Origin of the sequence: Acinetobacter sp. AG1, from assembly GCF_001005525.1 — a bacterium.
GTDB classification, from domain to species: Bacteria; Pseudomonadota; Gammaproteobacteria; order Pseudomonadales; family Moraxellaceae; genus Acinetobacter; species Acinetobacter modestus.
The window spans coordinates 94,893-118,389 of sequence record NZ_LBMZ01000123.1 but is presented as its reverse complement, the minus strand read 5'-3'; the positions used below and the strand labels follow the sequence as shown (position 1 = coordinate 118,389).

The 23,497-nt window shown below is 37.9% G+C and carries 22 protein-coding genes; 10 read left to right on the top strand and 12 right to left on the bottom strand.

All coding sequences use genetic code 11. From position 1 onward, the window contains the following. Positions 1-2 precede the first annotated feature (2 nt). The 4 genes from AAV96_RS16375 to AAV96_RS16360 form a co-directional block, all read right to left on the bottom strand. Positions 3-1,496: a hypothetical protein gene (locus AAV96_RS16375; RefSeq protein WP_046740077.1), complete on the bottom strand. Its 1,494-nt coding sequence runs from the start codon at positions 1,494-1,496 to the stop codon at positions 3-5. A gap of 17 nt (positions 1,497-1,513) precedes the next feature. Beyond that, positions 1,514-4,087, bottom strand: a complete 2,574-nt coding sequence (locus AAV96_RS16370) for a hypothetical protein (protein WP_046740076.1) — start codon at positions 4,085-4,087, stop codon at positions 1,514-1,516. A gap of 326 nt (positions 4,088-4,413) precedes the next feature. Beyond that, the gene (gene dcd / locus AAV96_RS16365; RefSeq protein WP_004663684.1) at positions 4,414-4,983 is read right to left on the bottom strand and encodes a dCTP deaminase; all 570 of its coding nucleotides are present in this window, start codon (positions 4,981-4,983) and stop codon (positions 4,414-4,416) included. Between the two features lie 114 nt (positions 4,984-5,097). Then, a complete protein-coding gene (locus AAV96_RS16360) occupies positions 5,098-5,691 on the bottom strand; it encodes a LysE family translocator (protein WP_046740075.1) in 594 nt (197 codons plus the stop codon). A 312-nt stretch (positions 5,692-6,003) separates the two neighbouring features. Here AAV96_RS16360 and AAV96_RS16355 point away from each other — a divergent pair, with 312 nt between their 5' ends. Continuing rightward, a complete protein-coding gene (locus AAV96_RS16355; RefSeq protein WP_004663687.1) occupies positions 6,004-6,576 on the top strand; it encodes a DUF2062 domain-containing protein in 573 nt (190 codons plus the stop codon). Between the two features lie 18 nt (positions 6,577-6,594). Here AAV96_RS16355 and apbC read toward each other — a convergent pair whose 3' ends face one another. The 3 genes from apbC to AAV96_RS16340 form a co-directional block, all read right to left on the bottom strand. Then, the gene (gene apbC / locus AAV96_RS16350; protein WP_046740074.1) at positions 6,595-7,824 is read right to left on the bottom strand and encodes an iron-sulfur cluster carrier protein ApbC; all 1,230 of its coding nucleotides are present in this window, start codon (positions 7,822-7,824) and stop codon (positions 6,595-6,597) included. Positions 7,825-7,985: 161 nt separating this feature from the next. After that, positions 7,986-8,522 (bottom strand): hypothetical protein, encoded by a 537-nt coding sequence (locus AAV96_RS16345; protein ID WP_046740073.1) that lies wholly within the window; start codon positions 8,520-8,522, stop codon positions 7,986-7,988. Between the two features lie 190 nt (positions 8,523-8,712). Next, on the bottom strand, positions 8,713-9,249 hold the full coding sequence (locus tag AAV96_RS16340) for a GNAT family N-acetyltransferase (RefSeq protein ID WP_171249175.1): 537 nt from the start codon (positions 9,247-9,249) through the stop codon (positions 8,713-8,715). 107 nt (positions 9,250-9,356) lie between these two features. Between AAV96_RS16340 and AAV96_RS16335 the strand changes: the two genes are divergently transcribed. Next, positions 9,357-9,854, top strand: coding sequence for a hypothetical protein (locus tag AAV96_RS16335; protein WP_046740071.1), 498 nt, complete (start codon positions 9,357-9,359; stop codon positions 9,852-9,854). Positions 9,855-9,888: 34 nt separating this feature from the next. Here the strand turns inward: AAV96_RS16335 and AAV96_RS16330 are convergent, their stop codons facing one another. Together AAV96_RS16330 and AAV96_RS16325 are read right to left on the bottom strand one after the other, a co-directional pair. After that, a complete protein-coding gene (locus tag AAV96_RS16330; RefSeq protein WP_004663695.1) occupies positions 9,889-10,350 on the bottom strand; it encodes a hypothetical protein in 462 nt (153 codons plus the stop codon). Continuing rightward, positions 10,328-10,786, bottom strand: coding sequence for a hypothetical protein (locus tag AAV96_RS16325; RefSeq protein ID WP_046740070.1), 459 nt, complete (start codon positions 10,784-10,786; stop codon positions 10,328-10,330). Before AAV96_RS16325 ends, AAV96_RS16330 begins: the two co-directional genes overlap by 23 nt. 202 nt (positions 10,787-10,988) lie before the next feature. Here AAV96_RS16325 and metG point away from each other — a divergent pair, with 202 nt between their 5' ends. From metG to AAV96_RS16310, 3 genes are all read left to right on the top strand, one after another. Continuing rightward, entirely contained in the window at positions 10,989-13,046 is a 2,058-nt protein-coding gene (gene metG, locus AAV96_RS16320; RefSeq protein ID WP_046740069.1) for a methionine--tRNA ligase, read from the top strand. Positions 13,047-13,120: 74 nt separating this feature from the next. Continuing rightward, complete coding sequence (locus tag AAV96_RS16315) at positions 13,121-13,564, top strand: hypothetical protein (RefSeq protein ID WP_046740068.1); 444 nt, start codon at positions 13,121-13,123, stop codon at positions 13,562-13,564. A 195-nt stretch (positions 13,565-13,759) separates the two neighbouring features. Continuing rightward, positions 13,760-14,731 (top strand): MBL fold metallo-hydrolase, encoded by a 972-nt coding sequence (locus AAV96_RS16310; RefSeq protein WP_046740067.1) that lies wholly within the window; start codon positions 13,760-13,762, stop codon positions 14,729-14,731. A 61-nt stretch (positions 14,732-14,792) separates the two neighbouring features. Here AAV96_RS16310 and AAV96_RS16305 read toward each other — a convergent pair whose 3' ends face one another. Continuing rightward, complete coding sequence (locus tag AAV96_RS16305; protein WP_046740066.1) at positions 14,793-15,416, bottom strand: LysE family translocator; 624 nt, start codon at positions 15,414-15,416, stop codon at positions 14,793-14,795. 356 nt (positions 15,417-15,772) lie between these two features. On the opposite strand from AAV96_RS16305, the gene AAV96_RS16300 reads away from it, so the two are divergent. Then, a complete protein-coding gene (locus AAV96_RS16300) occupies positions 15,773-17,395 on the top strand; it encodes an oleate hydratase (RefSeq protein ID WP_046740065.1) in 1,623 nt (540 codons plus the stop codon). Between the two features lie 47 nt (positions 17,396-17,442). On the opposite strand, the gene AAV96_RS16295 is transcribed toward AAV96_RS16300, so the two are convergent. Together AAV96_RS16295 and AAV96_RS16290 are read right to left on the bottom strand one after the other, a co-directional pair. Continuing rightward, positions 17,443-18,201 carry a class I SAM-dependent methyltransferase gene (locus AAV96_RS16295; protein ID WP_046740064.1) on the bottom strand — a complete coding sequence of 253 codons (759 nt, stop codon included), beginning with the start codon at positions 18,199-18,201 and terminating at the stop codon, positions 17,443-17,445. A 98-nt stretch (positions 18,202-18,299) separates the two neighbouring features. Continuing rightward, complete coding sequence (locus tag AAV96_RS16290; protein ID WP_046740063.1) at positions 18,300-18,977, bottom strand: DUF1345 domain-containing protein; 678 nt, start codon at positions 18,975-18,977, stop codon at positions 18,300-18,302. 179 nt (positions 18,978-19,156) lie between these two features. On the opposite strand from AAV96_RS16290, the gene AAV96_RS16285 reads away from it, so the two are divergent. The 4 genes from AAV96_RS16285 to AAV96_RS16270 all read left to right on the top strand — a co-directional run bounded on the left by AAV96_RS16285 (position 19,157) and on the right by AAV96_RS16270 (position 23,484). Further along, positions 19,157-19,705, top strand: a complete 549-nt coding sequence (locus AAV96_RS16285; RefSeq protein WP_046740062.1) for a TetR/AcrR family transcriptional regulator — start codon at positions 19,157-19,159, stop codon at positions 19,703-19,705. A gap of 13 nt (positions 19,706-19,718) precedes the next feature. Further along, the gene (locus tag AAV96_RS16280; protein WP_046740061.1) at positions 19,719-21,365 is read left to right on the top strand and encodes an MFS transporter; all 1,647 of its coding nucleotides are present in this window, start codon (positions 19,719-19,721) and stop codon (positions 21,363-21,365) included. Positions 21,366-21,390: 25 nt separating this feature from the next. Beyond that, positions 21,391-22,548: an HlyD family secretion protein gene (locus AAV96_RS16275; protein ID WP_413772451.1), complete on the top strand. Its 1,158-nt coding sequence runs from the start codon at positions 21,391-21,393 to the stop codon at positions 22,546-22,548. Positions 22,549-22,614: 66 nt separating this feature from the next. Next, the gene (locus AAV96_RS16270) at positions 22,615-23,484 is read left to right on the top strand and encodes a 1-aminocyclopropane-1-carboxylate deaminase/D-cysteine desulfhydrase (protein WP_046740059.1); all 870 of its coding nucleotides are present in this window, start codon (positions 22,615-22,617) and stop codon (positions 23,482-23,484) included. Positions 23,485-23,497: the final 13 nt, after the last annotated feature.

Below are 23,497 nucleotides of genomic sequence, written 5' to 3'. Positions count from 1 at the left end.
TATTAACAAGACTGCAAGCCTCCCCAACAGTTAGGTGCAAAATTTTGATTTGTTAATTTAAGGTTACTAATATTTAAGTTTAACGCACTATTTTTTAAATCGATATTCCCGATATTCACTGATAAATCTCCACCAGTTAACAATCCGCCAAGATCACTTGTATTTGCCTCATTACCACCACCACGGCGTAAATAGTAAGAAACAGCACTTGCAATCTGAGGGAAAAGTGGAGAAATATCAATAGGATCTTGCGGTATTACATAGCCAATATTTACAGGATCAGCAAATGACATCCACCATCCTTTCTGTGCCACATCATCTGTTTTTGCTCCTGGCCACTGCAACGCTTGTTGTTGTAAAGATAAAGAAAATGGCGAGTTAATCGGTAAATTATGAATTAAACCTAAAGACTGATTTAAATTTAAATTTGCAGTAATATTTGAAATCTGTCCGTTCATATAAACATTTTGGAATACATCTCCCTCTTGCGCGATAAGGCAAGAAATCCCATAGCATTTTGTTACTGTTGCTTCAACTCGACCACCTTGTGTATAAATACCTGTAGGCTCTTGGTATGCCGGATCATGAGGACCGCTTGCATTATATTGCACAGTACCGTTGACAGGATAACTTGCATTATTAGGCCCACCAACATAGATATTAGGAACTTTTACAGGAGCTGATAAAATTTTTGATTTCGCTCTAGTTTCATTAACCAAAATTGCTGGAATTTCAAAATAGTTATTATTAATCTGAGGAATATTAAAACCACCAGCAGAGGTTTTAAAATCAGCTCCATTTAAACCTAATGCTTTTAGGGCACCTGTAATCACCAAATCATTTGGATTTAAATAGGTACCATAAAGATTATCTCTCGTTGCTGCTGTCGTTGCGTACCCTTTTATGATACCCGAACTATCAGACTGTACTTTCATATAGCCAGAAATGGTATTAATACCATTTGCAACTCCAGTATTTTCTGTTCCAGCTGTTAATAATCCTAGCGCTTTTTCTGCACTTAAACGGAATCCAACAACTTGGCGCATAGAAGCAGACTCAGGATTTTTAACTGCAAATTCGATAAATGGATTCGTTAGTTTTGCCGAAGAAGCAGCTCTTTCCTCATTAGTCATTGCAAGAGGTTTACCATTACTATCAACCTTTAAACCACTTAAACTTAAATTATCAATATCAATATCACAGTCACCAATACCATTTACACCACCACAGCCTAACTGTAGTTTTTTAATATTTGCGTTTAATTCAATTTCTGCTTCCATTCCTAATTTATAGAAACCGATATCTTTAGTACTTCCTGTGCGAGTTGATTCTAAATTTTTTGTATCAACAGGAGAGATATAAGATAGGCTCATTAAAGCCTGTCCTTGTACTTTTGATAATTCATCATCAGTTAAGTCAACCATTGTTGATGCATATATACCTTGACTAAGTAAAATACTGACGATACTAAAGCCTAAAATACTAAATCTAAACATAGTGATTCCTTTCTTACTTATAATCCCTTGGTGGTTATTTTCATATGCTGTATTAATAAACCGTCAATTACAGCCGAACCAAAATTATTTAGTGCTGATGGATTCACCCCACCTGTTATTGCTGTTGGCACAATATCTGAAGTGATTGCAGTAGAAGATCCCAAACCTGAGCCATATGCAACAGCTTCCTGTCCACCAGCAACTCTAAACCAAGGTGCATTTGCACGTGTCCCATATGTCCAATTGGTATTATTCACATGAGTTGGAGTAGGCGTATTAGAGGTCCCGCCATTATTTACCGCGCTTAAACGTGACAATCCATATAACCCACCAACTGTTGTGCTACCTGAACTACCATTACATGCGCCACCTGACTCGCCAGGCCAACAATCATCCGCACCACGCTGACCACTTCCAGGGTTAGCCATGCTACCGCCAATGATTTGATTTACATTGGTAACAGCTGCAGGATAACCATTCCCTGTACCACTAGCACCTAATGCTGCTCCATTGTACCAAGTTAAACAATCTGTTGTGGTATTCGTACAATAACGAGCATAAGTACCATCGTCATTGCCAAAGATCTTGTTACCACTTGCATCAACATTAGTTAAATAAACCCAATCAACATGATTACCAGAAGTATTGTACCAACGATCAACTGAATTCGAACAACCTTGTCCGAAAAGACCTCCAGTATAATTACAAGAAATAGAAGGTCGACCATATGGATCTTCTCTAGTCGCAGTACCCCCACCACCAAATAACCCACCTGCACCATTAGAAACCGTCAATCTATAACGATCAGTCACAATATAACTAGTATCAACACGTTGCTGCCGTTGTTGATATTGAGCTTCCCTAAAAATTTGCGTCCCTGAAATATTCGTTCTATTTTGTGGTGTGCCAAAAAATATCCCTAATGCTTCAACACTACTATCAGCAACTAGAGTTTGCCCACCATCATTACTTTTCACAGTACCAAAACTAATACTACTATGCGTCGCAAGCTTTTTACCTGCTAAAGCTGTAGATGAATAATCATTTAAGGCAGATCCACCTTGGTAGCCAGCAACAGTCGAACTACCACATTGGTAAACGTTACAGGTAGAACCATAATACGTGACCCCAGCATCACCTGTATCACCAGCATACCGAGTATAAATTTTTGTGTAAATTTCCTGTTTATTTGGAATCCGAGCTATTTCTAAACTAAAGTTTTTACCATCGGAACCTAAAACAACTGGTTGATAGAGTGAGCCTAATACTAAATTAATATTTGGATTATAAATAAATATTCCATCATCTGCTGCAAATGTAGGTGCATTCCCACCACTCAAAGCAGGTGTCGAAACCAAACCTGTATTCGACGTTTCCCTGGTACTCAATCTTAAAACATTACTACCATTTGGATCAGGTGCAGTCCAAGATGCACCAGAAACACTATCTTTTACAGCACGATCTCTATAACGGAATTGACAAGCAACAGAACCGAATTGAACACCACCAGCATTACATCCACCAGCAGAGCCATTATCGCCACCTAAAATACTTGTATTAGCATAGGTATTCCAAACCTCTGTATTTGACCATCCTGTTGATGCTGCTGTAGCATTTCTGTCTGTGTTATAAGTTCTTGTTGATACACCAGCACTGTAAGTTGCTTTAACATTTGCAGCGTCACCACTGTTAAAACGCAAAATACCAGAAGCTCCAAGAGTATTATTATAAAATTTACTCATACCATTATTGATACCAGTATCACCAGAAAGTCCAACGCCTCCTAAAGTTTGAAACAACTGTAAATTACTTCCATTTACACTGAAATTATTCCAAATTGCCTGCAAACGTAACCGATTTTCACGTGGTATTTGCGCCGTGTTTACAGCACTTGTATTACGAGTACAACCATTTAAGCAAAATTGATTTGCGTCACCTTCTATTTTACTTGGATCTCTCACGAAAGCATCAGCCCATAAACCCAATTTAAGTTTATAAGCATCTAACCCTGTATCTGATGTAAGCCCAGCAAGACTTTGATTATAAAGTGGAGCTTCCATAGAAAGGTAAGTAACTGAACTTTTAGATGTACCACCTTTTGTACCATTGACATAAAAATCAGGTACATTGTATGCAGTACTTGCCTTTAACAACCAAGGATTACTTGCTGTTCCCCAACTCTTAATACTTGCATTAGCAGCAGTACTTGCTATACGGGTATTCGTATTGTTATCAGATTTGGAAACTGCTAAACCATATAAAAATAAATCTGCTTTACCAGCACCAGCTGCACTAGCTTCTGATGTTAAAGGGCCAACAGGAATGTAACGAATATAACCTGTATCATTTAATCGATCATCCGTATTACCAGCAATCCCATCCACCCCAGCTAATGGAGTAGCCTCATTAGGACCTGCGCCACGGAAAATCATATAAGTATCTTGGGGTAGTAAAGCGATGCCTTCACCAGTGGTTTCACTTAAACCATCGTCTGATAATTCTTGCAATGCAAAAACTGACTGATTTAGACATAAACCAATCAAAGTCGCCAAAACAGTTTTTTGAAATGATACCGTATGAAGTGTAGTCATCTTGACCTTCCCATTACGCGATGCTCCGCACCATCGTTATTTTTCTAACTTCCTTTTGAGTGATTCCCTAAAAGAGAAATTGTATCCAAACATCACTCAAACGCAGGTAAATTTTACCCATATATATTCATTCTTCATTATGCCGATAATTTACACAAATGCAAAATATATTAGGTAAACGTTTTATTTTCCGATGAATGAATTATTGTTTTTAAATAATTTCTTTTAAATATATATCTGAATATTATATTTTTATTCTTTAAATATAATGTTTGTATTGCAACAACCAAAAAACTTTATGATTGTTGCAAAATGTAATTTAAAAATCATGTTTTCGGTAAAGTTACACCTGTTTGACCTTGGTATTTACCGCCACGGTCTTTATAAGATGTTTCACAAACTTCATCACTTTCAAAGAACAACATTTGTGCAACACCTTCACCCGCATAAATACGTGCTGGGAGATTCGTTGTATTTGAAAACTCAAGCGTAACATGACCTTCCCACTCAGGCTCTAGCGGCGTTACATTCACGATAATACCGCAACGGGCATAAGTCGATTTACCTAAACATACCGTTAGGACATTTCGTGGAATACGGAAATATTCAATCGTACGCGCGAGAGCAAATGAGTTCGGTGGAATAATACAAACATCTGATTCGATATCGATAAAACTTCTGTCATCAAAATTTTTCGGATCAACAATTGCAGAGTGAACATTGGTAAAAACTTTAAATTCACGCGCACAACGGACGTCATAGCCATAGCTAGACACCCCATAAGAAATCAATTTTTCTCCGTTTTCATCGAAACGGACTTGATTCTCTGCATAAGGTTCAATCATGCCGTGTTTTTCGCTCATTTCACGAATCCAACGATCAGATTTTATTGCCATGACTTTTATCCAAAATCTAAGTTAATGATTGGCGAGTACTTTAACGTAAAACGACATTAATGAAAACAACAGAACCCTGCTACCTAGATGGTTCAAGGCAGCAGAAAATTAGAATTAGAGATTGATTAGAGCTGAATAGCTAATAGGAATGGCAAAGCTGATCAGTACAACTGATGCTGTACGCTGTAACTTAGATTGAGATAACCATTTTACTTTATTGGTTGCCAACACAGCGCCAACTGAAATCCAAAATAGTGCAATTGGAAGAATGAGTGCAACAAAGCTACTCATATGCGCAACATAGATTTCTTGCATTTGCCATGCTGTTGTTGGGAAAATTGCAGAAGCAAATAGTAAAGCTTTAGGGTTTAATAATGTCGCACATAACAATTCTCTAGGTCGAATTGTAGGTTGATTTAAAATCACTTCTTGATTTGCTGTACGCCATAATTTAATCGCAAGGAAAATAATATACCCTGCACTTAATAGTTTTAAAAATGTTGGCAATAAAGGTAATGTCGCTGAGACTTTACCAATCAACATTCCCCATGCACTAATCGCAATAATATAACCAATCGCTTCCGCAGGAATCAGCAATAGAGATTTACGCAATCCTACCTGAATACCAGAGGATGCAAGTAAAGTATTGGTTGGACCAGGAGTGAGCAAAATGGTTATCACTAAACCAATAAAAAACCATGAAATCATTGAATGACCTCACTAAAAGATAAATTCAGATTAATATAATTGCCAAATGATAGCAAAATTTTAACTGTAAGCACTTATGACGAGAGCCTATTTAAATAAATGTTTTATCTATATTTTATTAATTACAAGTACACTCTACTCAAGAGTCACATGAGTAAAAACACAGGCTAAAATACAACACATATAACGTATTCTAAGTATTCTTATTTTTTAACAAGATAAACTTTGGTGCTATTTTAAGTTTTCAATAAGTAAATAATGTTATTTTATATACATTCGTTCACTTTTCTCTTTAAATGTGTTCCATCGCTTATGCCTAAGAAGTTTTTTAACAAGTGGCTGCCTTCATCAGAGAAAGTTGCTAGTCTAAAATTTATGAGAATTTTTGGTGAACGTACCTTAAATCCTCTACTTTGGTATGTGAACCGTCGTTCTATTGCGAAAGCCATGTTTATTGGAACATTTTGGGGAATATTACCTGTCCCTTTTCATAGCCTATTCATTATTTTGACTGTGTTATGGTTTGAAGTGAACTTGCCTATTGGCCTATGTATGGCTTGGTTAACCAATCCGCTCACTGTCGTTCCAATTCTGTATTTAGGTTTTTGGTTTGGAACTAAAATTTATCATGTGCACATGATCAATAGCGATATGCTTTTAGGGGTTTTACACCAAATTATCAATTGGCTTAAGAATTTTGGTCATGGCCATATCGATTTCAGCCTTGCGAAGATTCTCGTGTCAGGGCTTGTCATTGAAGCAATTTTATTTGCGATTAGTTTTTATTTAATTACACATTTACTTTGGCGTTGGAGCGTAGTGAATGCTTGGAAAAAAAGAAAGCAAGCACTGCAATCAAATAATGAAATTAAAAAAAGCCTCTAAATTAGAGGCTTTTCAAATTTAGAAAATACGATTTTCATCACGCTGACGTTTTGGCAATTTATTCATTTGTTTTAATACAGCTTGTGCGATATTGAGGTAGCTCTCTGCCGCTGCATCCTGAGCAATCACACTTGGTTTACCATTATCTGCATGTTCACGAATTTTTGCGTCTAAAGGTAAACGTCCTAATAAAGGAATATCATATTGCTCAGACAATTGATCTCCTCCGCCTATTCCAAAGATCTGTTCTTCATGTCCGCAATTAGAGCAAATATGTGTCGACATATTTTCAATAACACCGAGTACAGGAATATTTACTCTGTTAAAGAGTTCAATTCCTTTTACCGCATCCATAAGTGCAACATTTTGAGGAGTAGTGACAATCACCGCGCCTGTTACAGGAATACGTTGTGCCAAAGTCAATTGAATATCACCAGTACCAGGTGGCATATCAATCACTAACACATCTAAATCTGGCCAAAGTGTTTGGTTAAAAAGTTGCATCAATGCACCAGTCGCTTTAGGACCACGCCAAGCCACAGGGGTATTGTGCGCACCAATCAAATGTCCAATTGAAAGCACAGCCATGCCGTACGCATCTAAAGGCACAAAATTTTCATTTTCAATTTGTGGAGTACGTCCCGCATTCCCCAACATGGTTGGAATACTTGGACCATAGATATCTGCATCCAAAACACCGACTTTTAGACCGAGTTGTTGCAATGCAAGCGCCAGATTCACTGTGGTGGTTGATTTACCGACCCCACCTTTTCCTGACGATACCAATATTACATTTTGAATACGTGGATGTGCTGCCACATCGCGTTGTTGCGGTGCAGCTTTTTGAATCGGTGGATTATTGGGATCGACTTCCGCTTTAGGTGAAGCATCCATTACAGGTGGTAAATTGCTATTTTCTGCTTTTGGCTTTGATGAGCAGCTATGACCTGCTTCACCATGCGCTGCATGTTTTTGTTGAATAACATGTAAATTTAACTCTTGGATACCGCATTTTTCTAGAGCTTCAGCGAGTTCGTCGTGAATCTGTTGTAAGTGATCTTTTTCTTGAGGAAAAGTATTAATCGTGAGTTGTAAAATTCGACCTTGTACATTCACTTGGCTGATACGATCTTTTAATGCATTTTCAGAATGTGGCAGCACATAATTTTGTAAAACAGCTTGAATTTCATCTTCCTTCACTTCTTGTGCTGGTGAAAAAACAGATTTTAAGGAAGAAAGCCACGACATTTTGTTTACTCCAAAAACAGATGATCAATATATCACTGAGTTTGGCTAGTTTAGCAGTATTGAAGATTGGACGCTCACATCAGAGAAGATAATTGCTCATTTTTTATGAACGTGTTTTCCTCTCTGAGTATAAGCGTGAATCTTAAATAGTCATCAAAAGATTAACCTTTGAATTTATTTAGTGTATCTGTTGCAGCTTTCTTTAAATCATCCAGTTTATGGCTCGCTTGAGCTTTTAGATCTTCAAACTTAGCAGCAGCTTCATCTTTTAGTTCAGCAGCTTTTGCTTTGGCATCTTCTAACTTATGGCTTGCTTCTTCTTTTAAATGATCTAATTTCTCTTTGGCTGCATGCTGAGTATCTGCCAATTTTTCTTTCAACTCATCTGCTTTAGCAGATAAAGCAGCTTTACCCTCACCATACTGATCCGTTGCATTTGTTTTTAAATCATCTAAAGCTTGCTCACCCTTTTGCTTCAACTCATTAGCTTTATCTTTTGCTTGTTGCAAATCAGCTTTAGTTTGATCGAGATCTTTAGCTGCAAAGTTTTTAACGTCTTCGACAGTTTCCTGACCTTTTTGCTTGATGTCATTTCCAAGTTCACTGACTTTATCTTTGGCTTGCTGTAAATCTGTTTTAGTTTGCTCCAAGTCTTTTGATGCGAACTCTTTTAACTGATCAATTTTGTCATTACTCATGTCTTGTTCCTCTTGTTATATCGTAATAAATTACTGTTGCTTTCAGTTATAGTTATACAAGATTCTGCGGATATTTAGAGGAATTGCTGCAAATTGAAACAAATGGGATACAGGATGATTCAATTTATTGCTTATGAATAACCATTTGAATTTTCAGATATAAAAACTATATAAATAAATAACAAATGGTTTACTTAATCCAATCTGACTGATGAATTTCATACAATACATGCCAACTGAGTGGATGATCTTTTACCAAAGCAGGATGTTGAAATTCCCCCACTTTGATCATGCCTAACTTTTGCATCAGCATTTGTGACCTTAAATTTTCCAAGCTTGTAAAAGATACAATCTTTTCAAAGTTTAATTCTCTAAAGGCAAAGTCCAATACTGATTGAGCAGCTTCAGTTGCATATCCCTTCCCCCAATAAGCCTGATCTAAACGCCATCCAATTTCAATGCAAGGAGAAAATGAAAACTGTGTCGGTTGCGAATGTATGCCAACAAAACCAATAAATTGATGGTTTGACTTTAATTCAACTGCCCAAAAGCCCCAACTCTGTAACTCAATGATCGCTCTAACTTTATTAATAAAAGCGTCACTTTCGGTGCGGGTCAATAATTTAGGAAAATATTGCATCACTTGAGGATTTTTACTCATCTGAGCAAAAGATGCATAGTCCTCGGGCTGCCACTGTCTTAAAATCAGTCTTGCTGTTTCGATCACTTTTAAAACCATTAGTCATTCATTAAAAACTATTCACAATATACAGAAATAGATCAGATATACTTTTGCGCTATCAGAATCTATACCTTGTTTATAAAGCTTTATATATGAATGAAAATGAACTCTTAGACATCCAAAATGAACTTCAAGCCCAACAAAAACGTTTGAACTATATCCTTTCAAGCAAGAAAAGAATCCAAAACATGATTGATTCTTTTGAAGGTGATTTAGCAGAGCAATTACTTCCTGTCATTCATAATGAAAGCAACGATTATGCTGGAATCGCAACAAGTTTGGCACTTTCAATTTGTTGGAAATTTTCAAAAGTTGAATTCCCAAAGACCGTTCATTGGTGCAGTGAATTAAGTATTAGCGATCTACAAGTTAAAGATGAATTTACCGCTGTAATTAAAGCTCAGGCTTGGTTAGGTACTTTAGGAAGTGATGAACTTTGGCAAACGCCACTCTTTGCCGAAATTACAGTTGATCCAAAAACCAATAGTTTAAAAAGCTATCACATCCATTTCTTATCTAAAGGGAAAATCATCTCTTTAAGAAAGGACTCTAAGCAAAGTGTTACCGTTAAGCAAATGCAAAGTATGTAATCCTTTGGGATGCATACTTTTTTAATAAAACAACTTAACTGCGCTTTAATTTCTCAAAACCATTGGCTGCAATAAATCCCAACAACAATGGAACTAACATAAAAACATATGCAAAAATTAAAGTGATAAATAGTTCAAATTGAAAACTTTTCTCCCCGAGAACGATCATAAAGCTCACAATATAACCAACCAATATGAGCCCTAAGCCTCTGAGCAGTTGAGATATATCGATTATCTTTTTAGGTTGAGGTAAAAAGTAGTAACAAATCAAATAAATAAAACTAAGGCATCCAATTAAAATTGGAGAAAACATAATGATAGTTGCAACGCCTCTTAGCACACCATTAGAAATATCTTGAGATGAAAATATCTGTTCATACATTAAAAAACACCAAACTAAGATGATTATACTCGCTGTTGCAACAACCCCTGAAATAATTGAGCGTAGAAACCAACGTTCAAAAATTAAAGTTTCACCACAATAATTTTTTGTCATTAATCTTTTTCCTCATCACGAGATAGCAAACATTCGCGCTCATACAGCCTAATGCCAGAGTCAGTAGCATTACGAAATACATCAAAATACCGATCTTTAAAGCTGAGAAATCAATCTGGTTCACTTGATCTTCAAACAGAATCATTGAGACCAGTAATGTCCAAGCAATTAAGATCACAAAACTTATTTTTAAAAACTGGTATAAATCAAAAATCTGAGTGGGCAGTTTCAATACTGCAAAAACAATCAAATAAAAGATAAAAGCCAAAATGAGAAGGATTGGGGTCAGATACATCATGACTTCCATCCTATCACTGACCACATGAATAAGATGATTCTGTCGATAATTTAAGAATAAACAAAATGGAATCACAAAACTAAAAACAGAAACTAAACTGGCTGAGAGTGATGCACAGACTAAAGACCAAGACCTCATTTCTATTCCTCTATTTTTGAGATTGTGCTTATTTTCAATAAAAGAAATGTGTTTTGGTTGAAGCCAAAGTGAAGCTTGTATGAAGTTTGAAAATAATGATTCTCCATCAGGCTAAAAAGATTTCACCGATTCCCTTGTGCAAGTCGCTCTTAAGTCATGTAAAATCATCTGCCTTGCAAATACGAATGAGAGAACAATATCCGTGCGTAAAATTTTAGTCACCAATGCCCTTCCTTATGCCAATGGTCCTATCCATATGGGTCACTTACTCGGTTATATCCAAGCAGATATTTGGGTTCGTGCGATGCGTGCAATGGGTCATGACGTGACTTACGTATGTGCGGATGATGCTCATGGTACAGCGATCATGTTACGTGCCGAAGCCAATGGCATTAGCCCTGAAGCACAAATTGCCAATGTTCAGAAAGAACACATTCGTGATTTTGATGGTTTTGGGGTGCATTTCGATCACTATGATTCAACCAATAGTGATGAGAACAAAGCGCGTTCAGAAGAAATTTATATTAAAAACCGTGAAGCAGGCAATATCGCAATTCGCCCTGTAAATCAGCTTTTTGATCCTGAAAAAGGTATGTTCCTGTCTGACCGTTTCATTAAAGGTACATGCCCAAAATGTAAATCAGAAGATCAATACGGCGATGCCTGCGAAGTATGCGGTACAACGTACAATGCAACTGAATTATTGAATCCACGCTCAACTTTGAGTGGTGCGACTCCTGTTGAGAAATCGTCAGATCACTATTTCTTTAAACTTCCGAATTTCTCAGAATACCTACAAAAATGGACACGTGATCAAGGTCGTTTACCTGTTTCGATTGCCAACAAGCTAGATGAATGGTTTGAAGCAGGTTTATCCGATTGGGATATTTCGCGTGATGCACCTTATTTCGGTTTTGAAATTCCAGATGCACCAAACAAATATTTCTATGTTTGGGTCGATGCACCGATTGGTTATATGTCGAGTTTTGAAAACTACATCAAAACCAAACGTCCTGATTTGAGCTTTGATGACTTCTGGAAAAAAGACAGCGATAAAGAAATTTATCACTTCATTGGTAAAGACATCGTTTACTTCCATGCGCTGTTCTGGCCTGCAATGCTTGAAGGTGCGAACTACCGTACCCCATCAGGTTTGTTCGTAAATGGTTTCTTAACGGTGAACGGTCAGAAGATGTCAAAATCTCGCGGTACATTCATCAAAGCTGAAACTTATTTAGAGCATTTGAATCCTGAATATTTACGCTATTACTTTGCTTCTAAGCTTTCAGACAAAGTTGAAGATTCAGATTTGAATTTGGATGACTTCGTACAGAAAGTGAATTCTGACCTTGTCGGTAAAGTGGTCAATATTGCCAGCCGTTGTGCAAAATTCATTAACAGCAATTTCAATAATACGCTTTCCAGCACTTGTGCTGAGCCTGAACTGGTGCAAAGCTTTATTAATACGGGTGATTCAATTGCTCAAGCCTATGAAGCACGTGAATTCTCTGCGGCTGTTCGTGAAATCATGGCACTTGCGGACAAAGCGAATCAATATATTGATGAGAAAAAACCGTGGGCACTTGCGAAGCAAGAAGATCAAGAACAACAAGTCCATGATGTTTGCTCAGTCGGTATTAACTTATTCCGTCAGCTTGCGATTTACTTGGCTCCAGTGCTTCCAACGCTTGCGACTCAAGTTCAGTCTTTCTTACAACTTGAAAGCTTTGACTTTGCATCACGTCAACAAATCTTAGTTGCACACGACATTGCTCAATTCCAACCGCTTATGCAGCGTGTTGATCCTAAAGCAGTTGCAGCAATGGTAGATGCATCGAAAGACTCTTTAGCTGCGGCGGCAGAAGCGCCAAAAGTGGAAAAGAAAAAAGAGAAGAAAGCCGAGAAAAAGCCTGAGCCTAAAGTTGGTGAAGCTGAGATCATTGGTATTGAAGACTTTATGAAAGTTGACCTCCGTGTAGCTGAAGTTTTAGAAGCTGCAACGGTCGAAGGTTCGGATAAATTGCTTCAATTAACTTTAAATGTAGGTGAAGCTGAACCGCGTAATGTGTTTAGTGGTATTCGTGAGTTTTATCAGCCAGAAGATTTAAAAGGTAAATTAGTGGTGATGGTTGCGAACCTTGCACCTCGTAAAATGCGTTTTGGTATTTCTAACGGTATGGTACTTGCCGCTGGTAATGGCGAAGGTGTTTGGGTGATTTCACCTGAATCGGGTGCTAAAGCTGGTGATAAAGTTTCTTAGTCAATAAAAATATAAAGGGCTTCGTAAGAAGTCCTTTTATGTTATTTTGAAATAAATTAAACTAAATTTCATAAATGAATAAAAATAAATTCTCAACTACAGCATTTACTCGTTTCGGCCCAATGATTGGAACTTTTATCATTGTCATCAGTTTTCATATATTATTTTTTTTAGATCACCCTGCAAAATTCTTACAAGGTTTAATCACGCCAAGTGTGATTATCCCTATGTTTTTCTTGATGTTGATTGCCATTATAATTGGTTATGTTATTGGCTATATTCCTGCGTATATCACAGGTGAGTTATTTTTACATATATTCAAAAATAAGTTAGCGAATGCAAATTTATACCAAATTATCGCTTATGGTTGTTTTACTAGTTTTTTATGGATACCTCTTTTATTAATACTGTCTCAATTTTCTCATGAATGGTTACTGATTTTTTTATATCTACAATTTATTTTCATTCTGCCAATTACTATTATTTGCGCTGTTATTGAATGGAGAAAATTGAGATAAGGATTAATATTTTGAATCAAATAGACTCCCTAAAACTAGATAAAAATGTATTTTACCTTATGTACAGATGAAACCTCTTATTCAAGAACACAATCAAAGACGAGGTGATTTCTTTTAACTTGATTATTTCCTTTTAAAGAATAGTTATCCGTGCTAAAAAGTAGACAATTCAACTAAATTTGAGAATATTTATAAATGAAAAGAATAATTGCTTTGGCTTTATTAAGTTCGTACTTTCCTTTACTGAGCCATGCAGAAACAAGCAAAACTCTGCCGATCATTGAACAACAAAAACAGGTTGCAGGCTACTACCAATATCAAGCAGATGACGTACAAATCACTGCCTTGCTTGATGGCACCAACTTTATGTCGCCAAACTTATTTAAAGATATTTCTCAACAACAAGTGCAACAAATTTTGAAGAAATACTATGCAGATCAAGATAAAGGCGTACAAACCTCTATCAATGCCTTCCTCGTCAATACAGGAAAATCTCTGGTATTAGTGGATAGCGGTGCAGCCAGTTGTTTCGGCTCACATCTAGGTTCAGTATTAACCAACCTAAAAGCATCAGGCTATCAACCAGAACAAGTCGATACCATTCTACTCACACATTTACATCCCGATCATGTCTGTGGTATCAGTAAAGATGGCATTGCCAATTTTCCTAATGCGACAGTCTATGTATCTAATGATGAAGCAACATATTGGTTAGATCCCAAACAAGCGGCAAAATTACCAAAAGAGAAACAAGCCAATTACTTAGGTACAGTCGAAAAGATCAAGGAAGCCATTGCTCCTTACCAAGCCAAACAACGCTTTAAAACCTATAAACTCGGTGATGAAATTCAGGGCTTTAAAGTCATTAACACGGCAGGACATACACCAGGGCATTTTAGCTATGAGCTAAAAACCAAAGATGAAAACGTGGTATTTATTGGAGATATCGTACATTCACATACTGTGCAATTTGATAAACCTGAAACGGCAATTGAATACGACATAGACCCGAAAAAAGCAGTACAAACGCGTTTAAAGCAATTCGCAAATTTTGCTAAAAATGGACAAACCATTGCCGCTCCACATTTACCATTTCCGGGGATTGGACATATTTATTCTGCGGATGGAAAAAGCTATCAATGGATTCCTATACATTTTAAAGATTAAGACAAATGAGCTGATTCTAGGCAATAAAAAAGCGACTTTCATAGTCGCTTTTTTTACGGTATCACTTCATCCCAAAGATCAGTTTTAATCCCAGCAAGGTCATCACCCCACCTGCAATACGATCAAAAATAGCCTTAGATTTTAAATACACTTTGCGAGGGCCTTCTGCTGACAAGGCGACTGCCACAAGCGAGTACCAACCTGCATCAATAAAGAAGCACAGCATCGGCAATACCACATAGAAATACGTTGGGATTTCTTTCGGTAATAACGCGGTAAAAATACTGGCAAGGATAATCGCAATTTTGGGGTTACTTAATTGGGTAATCAGTCCTAAACGAAATGCTTGCGTATAACTCATGGTCTTGACTGTACCATTTACAGCTTCCATGGGTTCTTTGGCATGTTTAATAATTTTAAACGCCAGCCAAAGTAAATAGAGACCACCAAAAACTTTCAAAGCTATATAGGCAGAAGGCACAGCCAGCAAAATTGCTTGTAACCCCATCACTGCAAGCAAACCAAATAATGCTGCACCTGTGCCTGTACCAAGCGCCGTAAATAAGCCATGTTTACGTGAAATCGCAATTGAATTTTTGGCAACATAAATAAATGTAGGACCGGGACTAATTGCCCCCAACATTAATGCCAAAGCAATAGAGCCTAAAATCAATAATGATTCCAAGATAGACCTCAAGATTAGAATAATTTTCAACTATTTATTTTACTTAAAAAACCATAATAGAAGATATAATTTTTTTGATTTCTGTTTATAAATTTAAGGATTTTTCAAGCAATTTGATATTTAGTAAAAAACTAAAAATAGAGCAAAAACTCAATTTAATTTCAATATCAAACAGTTAAAACATAGCATATGAATACTAAAATTTTATTGTGCATCCATTTTTTCTATTAAAGTTTTTTTCTGATAATAATTTATCATCGTTTTTTAGCAGAACTTTCATATATTTTTAAAACATACAATCCCATAATAAAATTATGGCTTTAATTTTCTTTAGAACTACAAACGAGGCACATCAGATGCAAAATAAAAGACTGAAAACATTAGACCGCTCTAAATCACATCTTTGGATTGTAGGTGGAGGCATAGCTGGTATGGCTGCTGCTGCTTTTGCGATTCGTGATGCTAAAGTGCCAGCCGAACATATCCATATTTTAGAAGAGTTGAATGTTTCTGGTGGTTCGATGGATGGTGGACATAATCCGCTTAATCCTAACCAAGCATGGGTCACACGTGGTGGGCGTATGCTAACTGATGAGACTTATTTGTGTACTTGGGATTTATTTTCAAGCATCCCGTCTTTAGAAAATCCAGACATTTCTGTTCGTGAAGAATGTCGTGAATTTAACGAACAAGTTAAAACCAATGCTCAAGCACGTTTGATCGACTCAAATCATATTATTGCAGAAGCTCAAAAATTGGGATTATCAACGCTCAACCGTGCTCAAATGTTACGGCTGTTAGCATTAAAAGAAGATCGTATTGGTAGTCGCCGTATTGATGAATTTTTTGATGATGCATTTTTCCAAACTAATTTTTGGCGGATGTGGCGAACCACTTTTGCGTTTCAAAAATGGCATAGCGCAGCAGAATTACGCCGTTATTTTTTACGTTTCATTCATGAATTACCACGCATCCATACCTTAGCAGGCGTAAAACGAACCAAATACAATCAATATGATTCAATGATTCACCCCCTACAACGTTGGTTGGTGGAACAAGGCGTTGATGTTCGTTTCGGTAGTTATGTCACAGATGCGGACTTTGTCGAAGATGCCCAAACGAAGGAACGTAAGGCAACCCAACTTTATGTCAACATTCCAGAAGGCACTGAACAAATTCAACTGGGCGAGCATGATCTTGCGCTCTTTACTTTAGGTTCAATTACGGCTGATTCACGTTATGGCGATAAATTCGATGTTCCTGAGCTGATTCGTGATCGACAAGATCATGGCTGGCGTTTGTGGGAAACATTGGCTCAAAAAGCCCCTGATTTTGGTCGTCCAATGACCTTCTATGGCAACATTGATGAGCATAAATGGAAATCCTTTACGCTCACCATGCATGATGATGTGCTGCTAAAACGGATTATTGATTACACAGGAAATGAACCCGGTACAGGTGCATTGATGACTTGGTTTGAATCTGGTTGGCATCTGTCTGTGGTCGTTCCAGCTCAACCGCATTTTGCTGACTTACCAGAAGGCAAATTCACCTTATGGGGTTATGGTTTTGAAATTGATCATATCGGCGACTACATTAAAAAACCAATGAGTGAAGCCACAGGTCAAGAGATTTTAATTGAGTTGATTCATCAATTTGGTTTCGATGACATCTTGGATCATGTGTTGGCACATACAGACATTACCACGGTAATGATGCCTTATGCTTCTGCCCTATTTGCATGTCGTAAAGCAGGTGATCGCCCATTGGTCATTCCAGAAAATGCGGTCAACTTTGCTTTCTTAGGTCAATTCGTAGAGCTTGTAGATGATGTGGTTTTCACTGTGGAATATTCCGTACGTTGTGCCATGATTGCCATTTATCAACTCTTAGGTGTCGAACGTGAAATTCCAGAGATTTATAATGGTTTACTCGATCCTAAAGTTGGCTTAAATGCTTTGGAAGCAGTTTTTCACTAAGTTTTAAAATAACCATAGAGCGGATCACTGCCCTATGGTTATTCAACTTATTTTGATAAAACGATATAAGCAACTTCACTGCTAAAAGAACCATCGGCTTTGATTTGATAATATCGTTGCACCTGCTCTGATGCTTTGCTTTGTAAATCACGTATGGTGGTAATGGCATATTCAGGCGTTTGCATCCGTTCTGTCCAACTTTGGAAATCTAAATCCAAACGTTGCTTTGCAACGGTTTCAACTTTAAAGCCAGTAGATTCCGCGAAATACATCCATTCCTGCAAACTATAATTTCTGACATGACTCGGATCTCGAATCATTTCAATGGTCTGAAAAAAGCTATCAATCGCTGGGTTTGAATTTCCTAAAATATCAACAATAATAACTTTGCCGTCTTGAGTTAATACACGATAAATTTCATGCATTGCCTGAGCAACACTCTGCCAATGATGCGCTGAATAACGCGTGATGACACAGTCAAAACGTTGATCTATAAAAGGTAGTTTTTCCGCTGCACCTTGTTGGGCAATCACGTTTTCAAAACCTCTTTGTTTGGCTTGAGTCGATACAAGCTCAACCATTGACGGCGTTAAATCATAGGCAACTACTTCATCAACCAATGCTGCCACCTGATAAGTCACATGCCCGCCGCCACAGCCCAAATCCAAAACTGTTTTTATTTGATTGGTCCGAATCAATTGCTGCATTTTCTGAAATTCAATGCCTTGCGCATGCACCGCACTGGCTAAATAGACCTGAGATTTATCTTGATACTGCTGTTGATTCACTTGATGTTGCGTATTCATTTCTTATCCTTGTAGTTGTTGACGTATTTAAAATAGCCAATCCTAACCAAAATAAAAAATAATCAATTTTAATAAAATTAATAAAAATAAGTTATCAATTATAATCCAATCAAACTGGCTGCTACATTAATAGCGATGGCTAAAATCATGGTATTAAAAATAAAAGCCAAGACACAATGAAAAATATTCAGATGCCTCAATTCAGAACTGGTAATGGAAACATCTGCCGTTTGTGCAGAAGTGCCGATAATATAACTAAAATAAATAAAATCGAGATAATCAGGTTGATCAGTTTTTGGAAAATCTAAACCCGGATCCTTTTGCTGACTTTTGGCAAGATAATAATCATGCGCGTAGTGAATCGCAAATAAAGTATGCAGCAACAGCCATGTTGAAAAAATAGTCCCGATGGTCAATAAAATTAGAAATCCTTTTAAAAAAGTTTGGTCTTTTGGGACATGACTCAATTGCACCACAATCGAAATAAAACAAATCACAATCGCAATCAACACGACATTTAGAATGGCCCATTTGCCCGCATCTTGTTGTTTTGCTCTTTGTAAAATATGTACGGCATCTAAGCGCCACATCATTTTTAAGGTCAGGAATAAATATAACCAAATGGCAATATTCCAGCCTATTTGTAAACAAGTTGCCCACTGCCAATGGGTGAAAAAATGCAAAACTGCATAAATCACGAGACCTAAACTAAAGGTTGCGGATAGGTATGGTCGATGTCTAATCCCTCTCGCAAAACGCTGTATAAAGCCCTGCATTCTTCACCTTTTATTTTGTGTTTAGTCTCAATTGATGCTTATTTTGACGTTATAAAGTCTTATCGGAACACCATATCACATGTATTTTACTTAAATTAAACAAAATATAAGCTGCTTAAGATTTACTTCGGACAAAAATGTCCGTTTAATTCACATTTGATCTTTCAAGAATTTGAGTCATGGCAAAACGTCAGCAATTGGCAGCGCATAATCGTGACGAACTCCTCAACGCAGCAGAGGAAGTCTTCAGAACACACGGTGTTCACGTCCCATTACAAACCATTATTGATCATGCAGGCGTTGGTCGTGCGACCTTTTATCGTAATTTTGCAGATCGAAAGGCATTGATGTTGGCTTTACTTGAACAAGCAATGACTCGTTTAGAGCAACGCGCTCAAGCCTTACAAGGACTCAATGATGGTTTTATTCGTCTAATCGAAGGCCACATTGAACAACTCCCACATTTGGTTGTATTGATTGATTACTGGCGCATTATTGATCGACAAGACCCAATCATGCTAAACATTTATGAAAGACGTGATAAAGCTTTGCAACCACTTATTGATCAAGCAATTGAACATCGACTCTGTCGTCCTGACCTCACTCCGCAAGATTTTGGCATGATTACGGCGATTTTAGGATCTTCATTTCAGGGACATCATCGTTCTGATCAAATTCGCTTAGCACAACGCGCAATAGAATTATTATTAAACGGCATTAAAGTTTAGTTCGAGGAATAACATGGATAAAAGCCCTCGCTATCTTGAAACTCCTCCTGATTGGTCTGCCGATGAGCGTCCAACCTTACCCGGCTCGCCCGCAGCAATCGCACACGCTAAACCAAAACGCTTCGCCTATTTTTTTATTGGGCTGTTTATTTGTATTGCTGCCAGTTTAAGTAATGGCTTTATCGTTGCGAATTTACCCATTTTCCAAGGTGAATATGGTCTAACCCCTTCTCAAGCTGCTTGGTTACCTGCGGCTTATGTGATGGCGAATGTCAGTTCTAACCTGATTTTATTTAAAGCCCGTCAACAATATGGTTTGCGCCTATTCTCAGAAATTGGTCTATTGGTTTTTATTGGCGTATTGATCTTACACATTTTTGTCAAAACCTATGAAATGGCATTGTTTGTTCGTTTCATCGCTGGCTTAGCAGCTGCACCACTTAGCTCATTGGGTATGTATTACACCATGCAAGCTTTTGGTAAAGCAGATATGGCCAAAGGAATTTATTTAGCATTCGGATTCCAACAGCTTGGTCTACCCTTAGCATGGATCATTTCCCCTTTCTTGCTGAGTGCCAATCAGTGGGATGTGATCTATACCTTTGAACTGGGCTTAGCGATCTGTTGTTTAGCGATGGTGGTTGCCTTGAAGCTTCCTCGAAGCTTACGTTTACAGGTTTTTGAAAAGCAGGACTTCTTCACTTTTGCTTTGCTCGCTCCTGGTTTTGCATGTTTGTGTATTGTATTAACCCAAGGTCCAATTCATTGGTGGTTTGATAGTCCTTGGTTGGCCTATACCTTAATTGTGGGTTTTTGTTTGATTGTTTTTGGTCTTACTTACGAACATTATCGTGCTAATCCATTGATCATGACGCGTTGGTTAGCAGCGGGCGATTTACTCAGTTTTGTGGTCAGCGCCTTCGCCTTACGTTTGTTAATGTCAGAACAAAGTTATGCCGCTGTTAATTTTCTAAAAACCATAGGTATGGGACCCGATCAGTTTGTCCCACTCTATGTCGTTATTTTCTGTGGCACCATTGCAGGCTCAGTCTTTAGTGCACTCACATTTCACCGTGAACGCCTCATTCTGAATTTATTTCTCGCTGAAATCTTAATTTTAATTGCCTGTGCCTTAGATTATCACCTCACCAGTGACGTTCGCCCTGCCAACTTCTATCGCAGTCAATTTTTAGTCAGCTTTGCAGGCGGCGTATTTATCGGTCCGCTGTTGCTCATGGGCTTTATGCGAACTTTACAACGTGGTCCTCAATATGTAGTGACCTTTATTGTATTGTTTTCAGCAACGCAAAACTTTGGTGGTTTAGTCGGTTCATCTTTCTTTAACACCTATCAGCAACGCCATACCTATGACTATAAAGTAGAAATCAACAGCAGTCTCGACCCTACCGACCCCATCGTCGCACAACGCTTACAAACCTATCAACATAGTGCCATGCTCAACAGCAATGATCCTGTTTTGCAAAACAACCAAGCCTTGCAGAATCTGAATAAAGTAGTAACCCGCGAAGCCCAAGTCCGAGCCTATAACGATGTAATTGCATTAAATGGCATTTTTGCAGTGATTTTACTACTTTGGGGCTTATTCAAGTATGCACGGAATAAATACAAAACCCGAAAAAGTTTGCAAACTGCCAGTTAGTACCATCGTATTAGATTGAGAAAAGATTATGTCCGAACAAGATAAACCTGACAGCGATAACGCTTCAGATGTGAAACAAAATGAGAGTACTCAAGTGGTAAAAGCGCCTACCGCACAATTGCCACCACCTCCACCACCGACGAGTAAACTGATTAAAACCAAACGCTCGACCCTCTGGTGGATGTTATTGGTACTAATAGTTGGCATTACCATTATCTTATGGGCATGGCGCATTGGTCCCTTTCATACAGCCGTTGAACAAACCGACAATAGCTATGTAAAAGGTAAAACTACCATTCTGTCCTCACAAATCAATGGCTATGTTAAAGACGTGTTGGTCAAAGACTTTGATCAAGTCAAACAAGGTCAAGTGTTGATGCATATTGATGCCACCACCTATGACCAGAAAGTGACACAGGCAGCATCAGGGGTTGAGCAGGCTGAAAACAGTCTTGCTAATCAAACCCAAGCGATTGCTCAACGTCAGGCTGATGTTGTGGCAGCACAAGCCAAGTTAGATCAGGTTAAAGCACAATATGACTTATCCGTTGCACAGTTAAAACGCTATCAACAACTTGGTGATAGTGGGGCTGCTTCAAAATCTGAACAAGATAAAGCAGCAGCAGATGTGCAAAATAATCACGCCTTACTCAAGCAAGCTGAAGCCAATATTTTAGTAGCACAAGAATCGTTAAAAACGGCACAAGTAGCACAATCAGGCTTAAAAGCACAAGTCAATAGCGCGCAAGCACAACTTGACCAAGCCAATACAACCAAAGACTACAGTACTATTGTCGCGCCATTCGATGGGCAATTGGGTGAGGTCAACCCTCGTGTAGGTCAATATGTAGCGGCAGGAACACAATTACTTTATTTGATTCCAAAACAAACATGGGTGATTGCCAACTTTAAAGAAACCCAAATCGCCAACATGAAAACTGGTCAAAAAGCGTACTTCACTGTTGATGCCATGAATCATCAGAAATTTACGGGGCATGTTGAGCAGATTTCCCCTGCCGCAGGTTCAGAATTTAGTGTACTGAAACCTGACAATGCGACAGGTAATTTCACTAAAGTGGTACAACGGATTTCTGTCCGTATTGCGATTGATCCAAATCAAAAAGGCATGGAAAAATTACGACCAGGTATGTCTGTGATTAGCTCTGTAGATACTGACTCTTAATGCAAGACTGACATTCTCAATCAAATCCATTTACAATGTGATCAAATTCATTTCCCTTGTTCGAAAATGTTTGATCACATTGCTTTTCCCATACCCTATCAAACATTAGCGCTTAGCAGTTCGGTTCAATTAACCATGAAGCGTTTGGATCTGATTCATCCTCAAATTTCGGGCAATAAATTTTTTAAGCTGAAATACAACTTCCTCGCTGCACAACAACAAGGTTTGTCGCAAGTACTAACGTTTGGTGGTGCATTCTCCAATCATATTGCAGCAACGGCTTATGCAGCTCAACGCTTTGGCTTTCAAAGTATTGGCATCATTCGTGGTGAAGAACTTGCGACTCAAGACTTAAATCCTACCCTACAAACAGCACAAGATTTTGGTATGCAACTGCATTTTGTCAGCCGAGCCGAATATCGGCTACGCCATGATGTTGAGTATTTACAACAACTACAGCAGCAATACTCTCAAGCCTTTATCATTCCAGAAGGTGGAACGAATGCACTTGCTCTGCAAGGAACACAGGAAATTTTGAGTGAAGATGACCGAAAGAATTATGATGTCATTTGCTGTGCCGTTGGAACTGGTGGAACAATTGCAGGACTGATTGAAAGTAGTTCAAATCAACAACAGATAGTGGGTTTTTCTGCATTAAAGGGGAATTTTTTACAACACGATATTCAACAGTGGACCACTAAAACCAATTGGACATTAACCGATGCCTATTGTTGTGGGGGTTATGCAAAAACTACTGATGAACTACTACAATTTATGCAGCAATTTGAACAGCAATATGCAATTCCTTTAGAACAGGTTTATACCGCTAAGATGATGATGGGGTTGTTCGATTTAATTCAACAGAACCACTTTCTAGCAAATACAAGGATTTTGGCGATTCATACAGGTGGGCTACAAGGCCGTTTTAAAATGTAAATCACCAAAATCA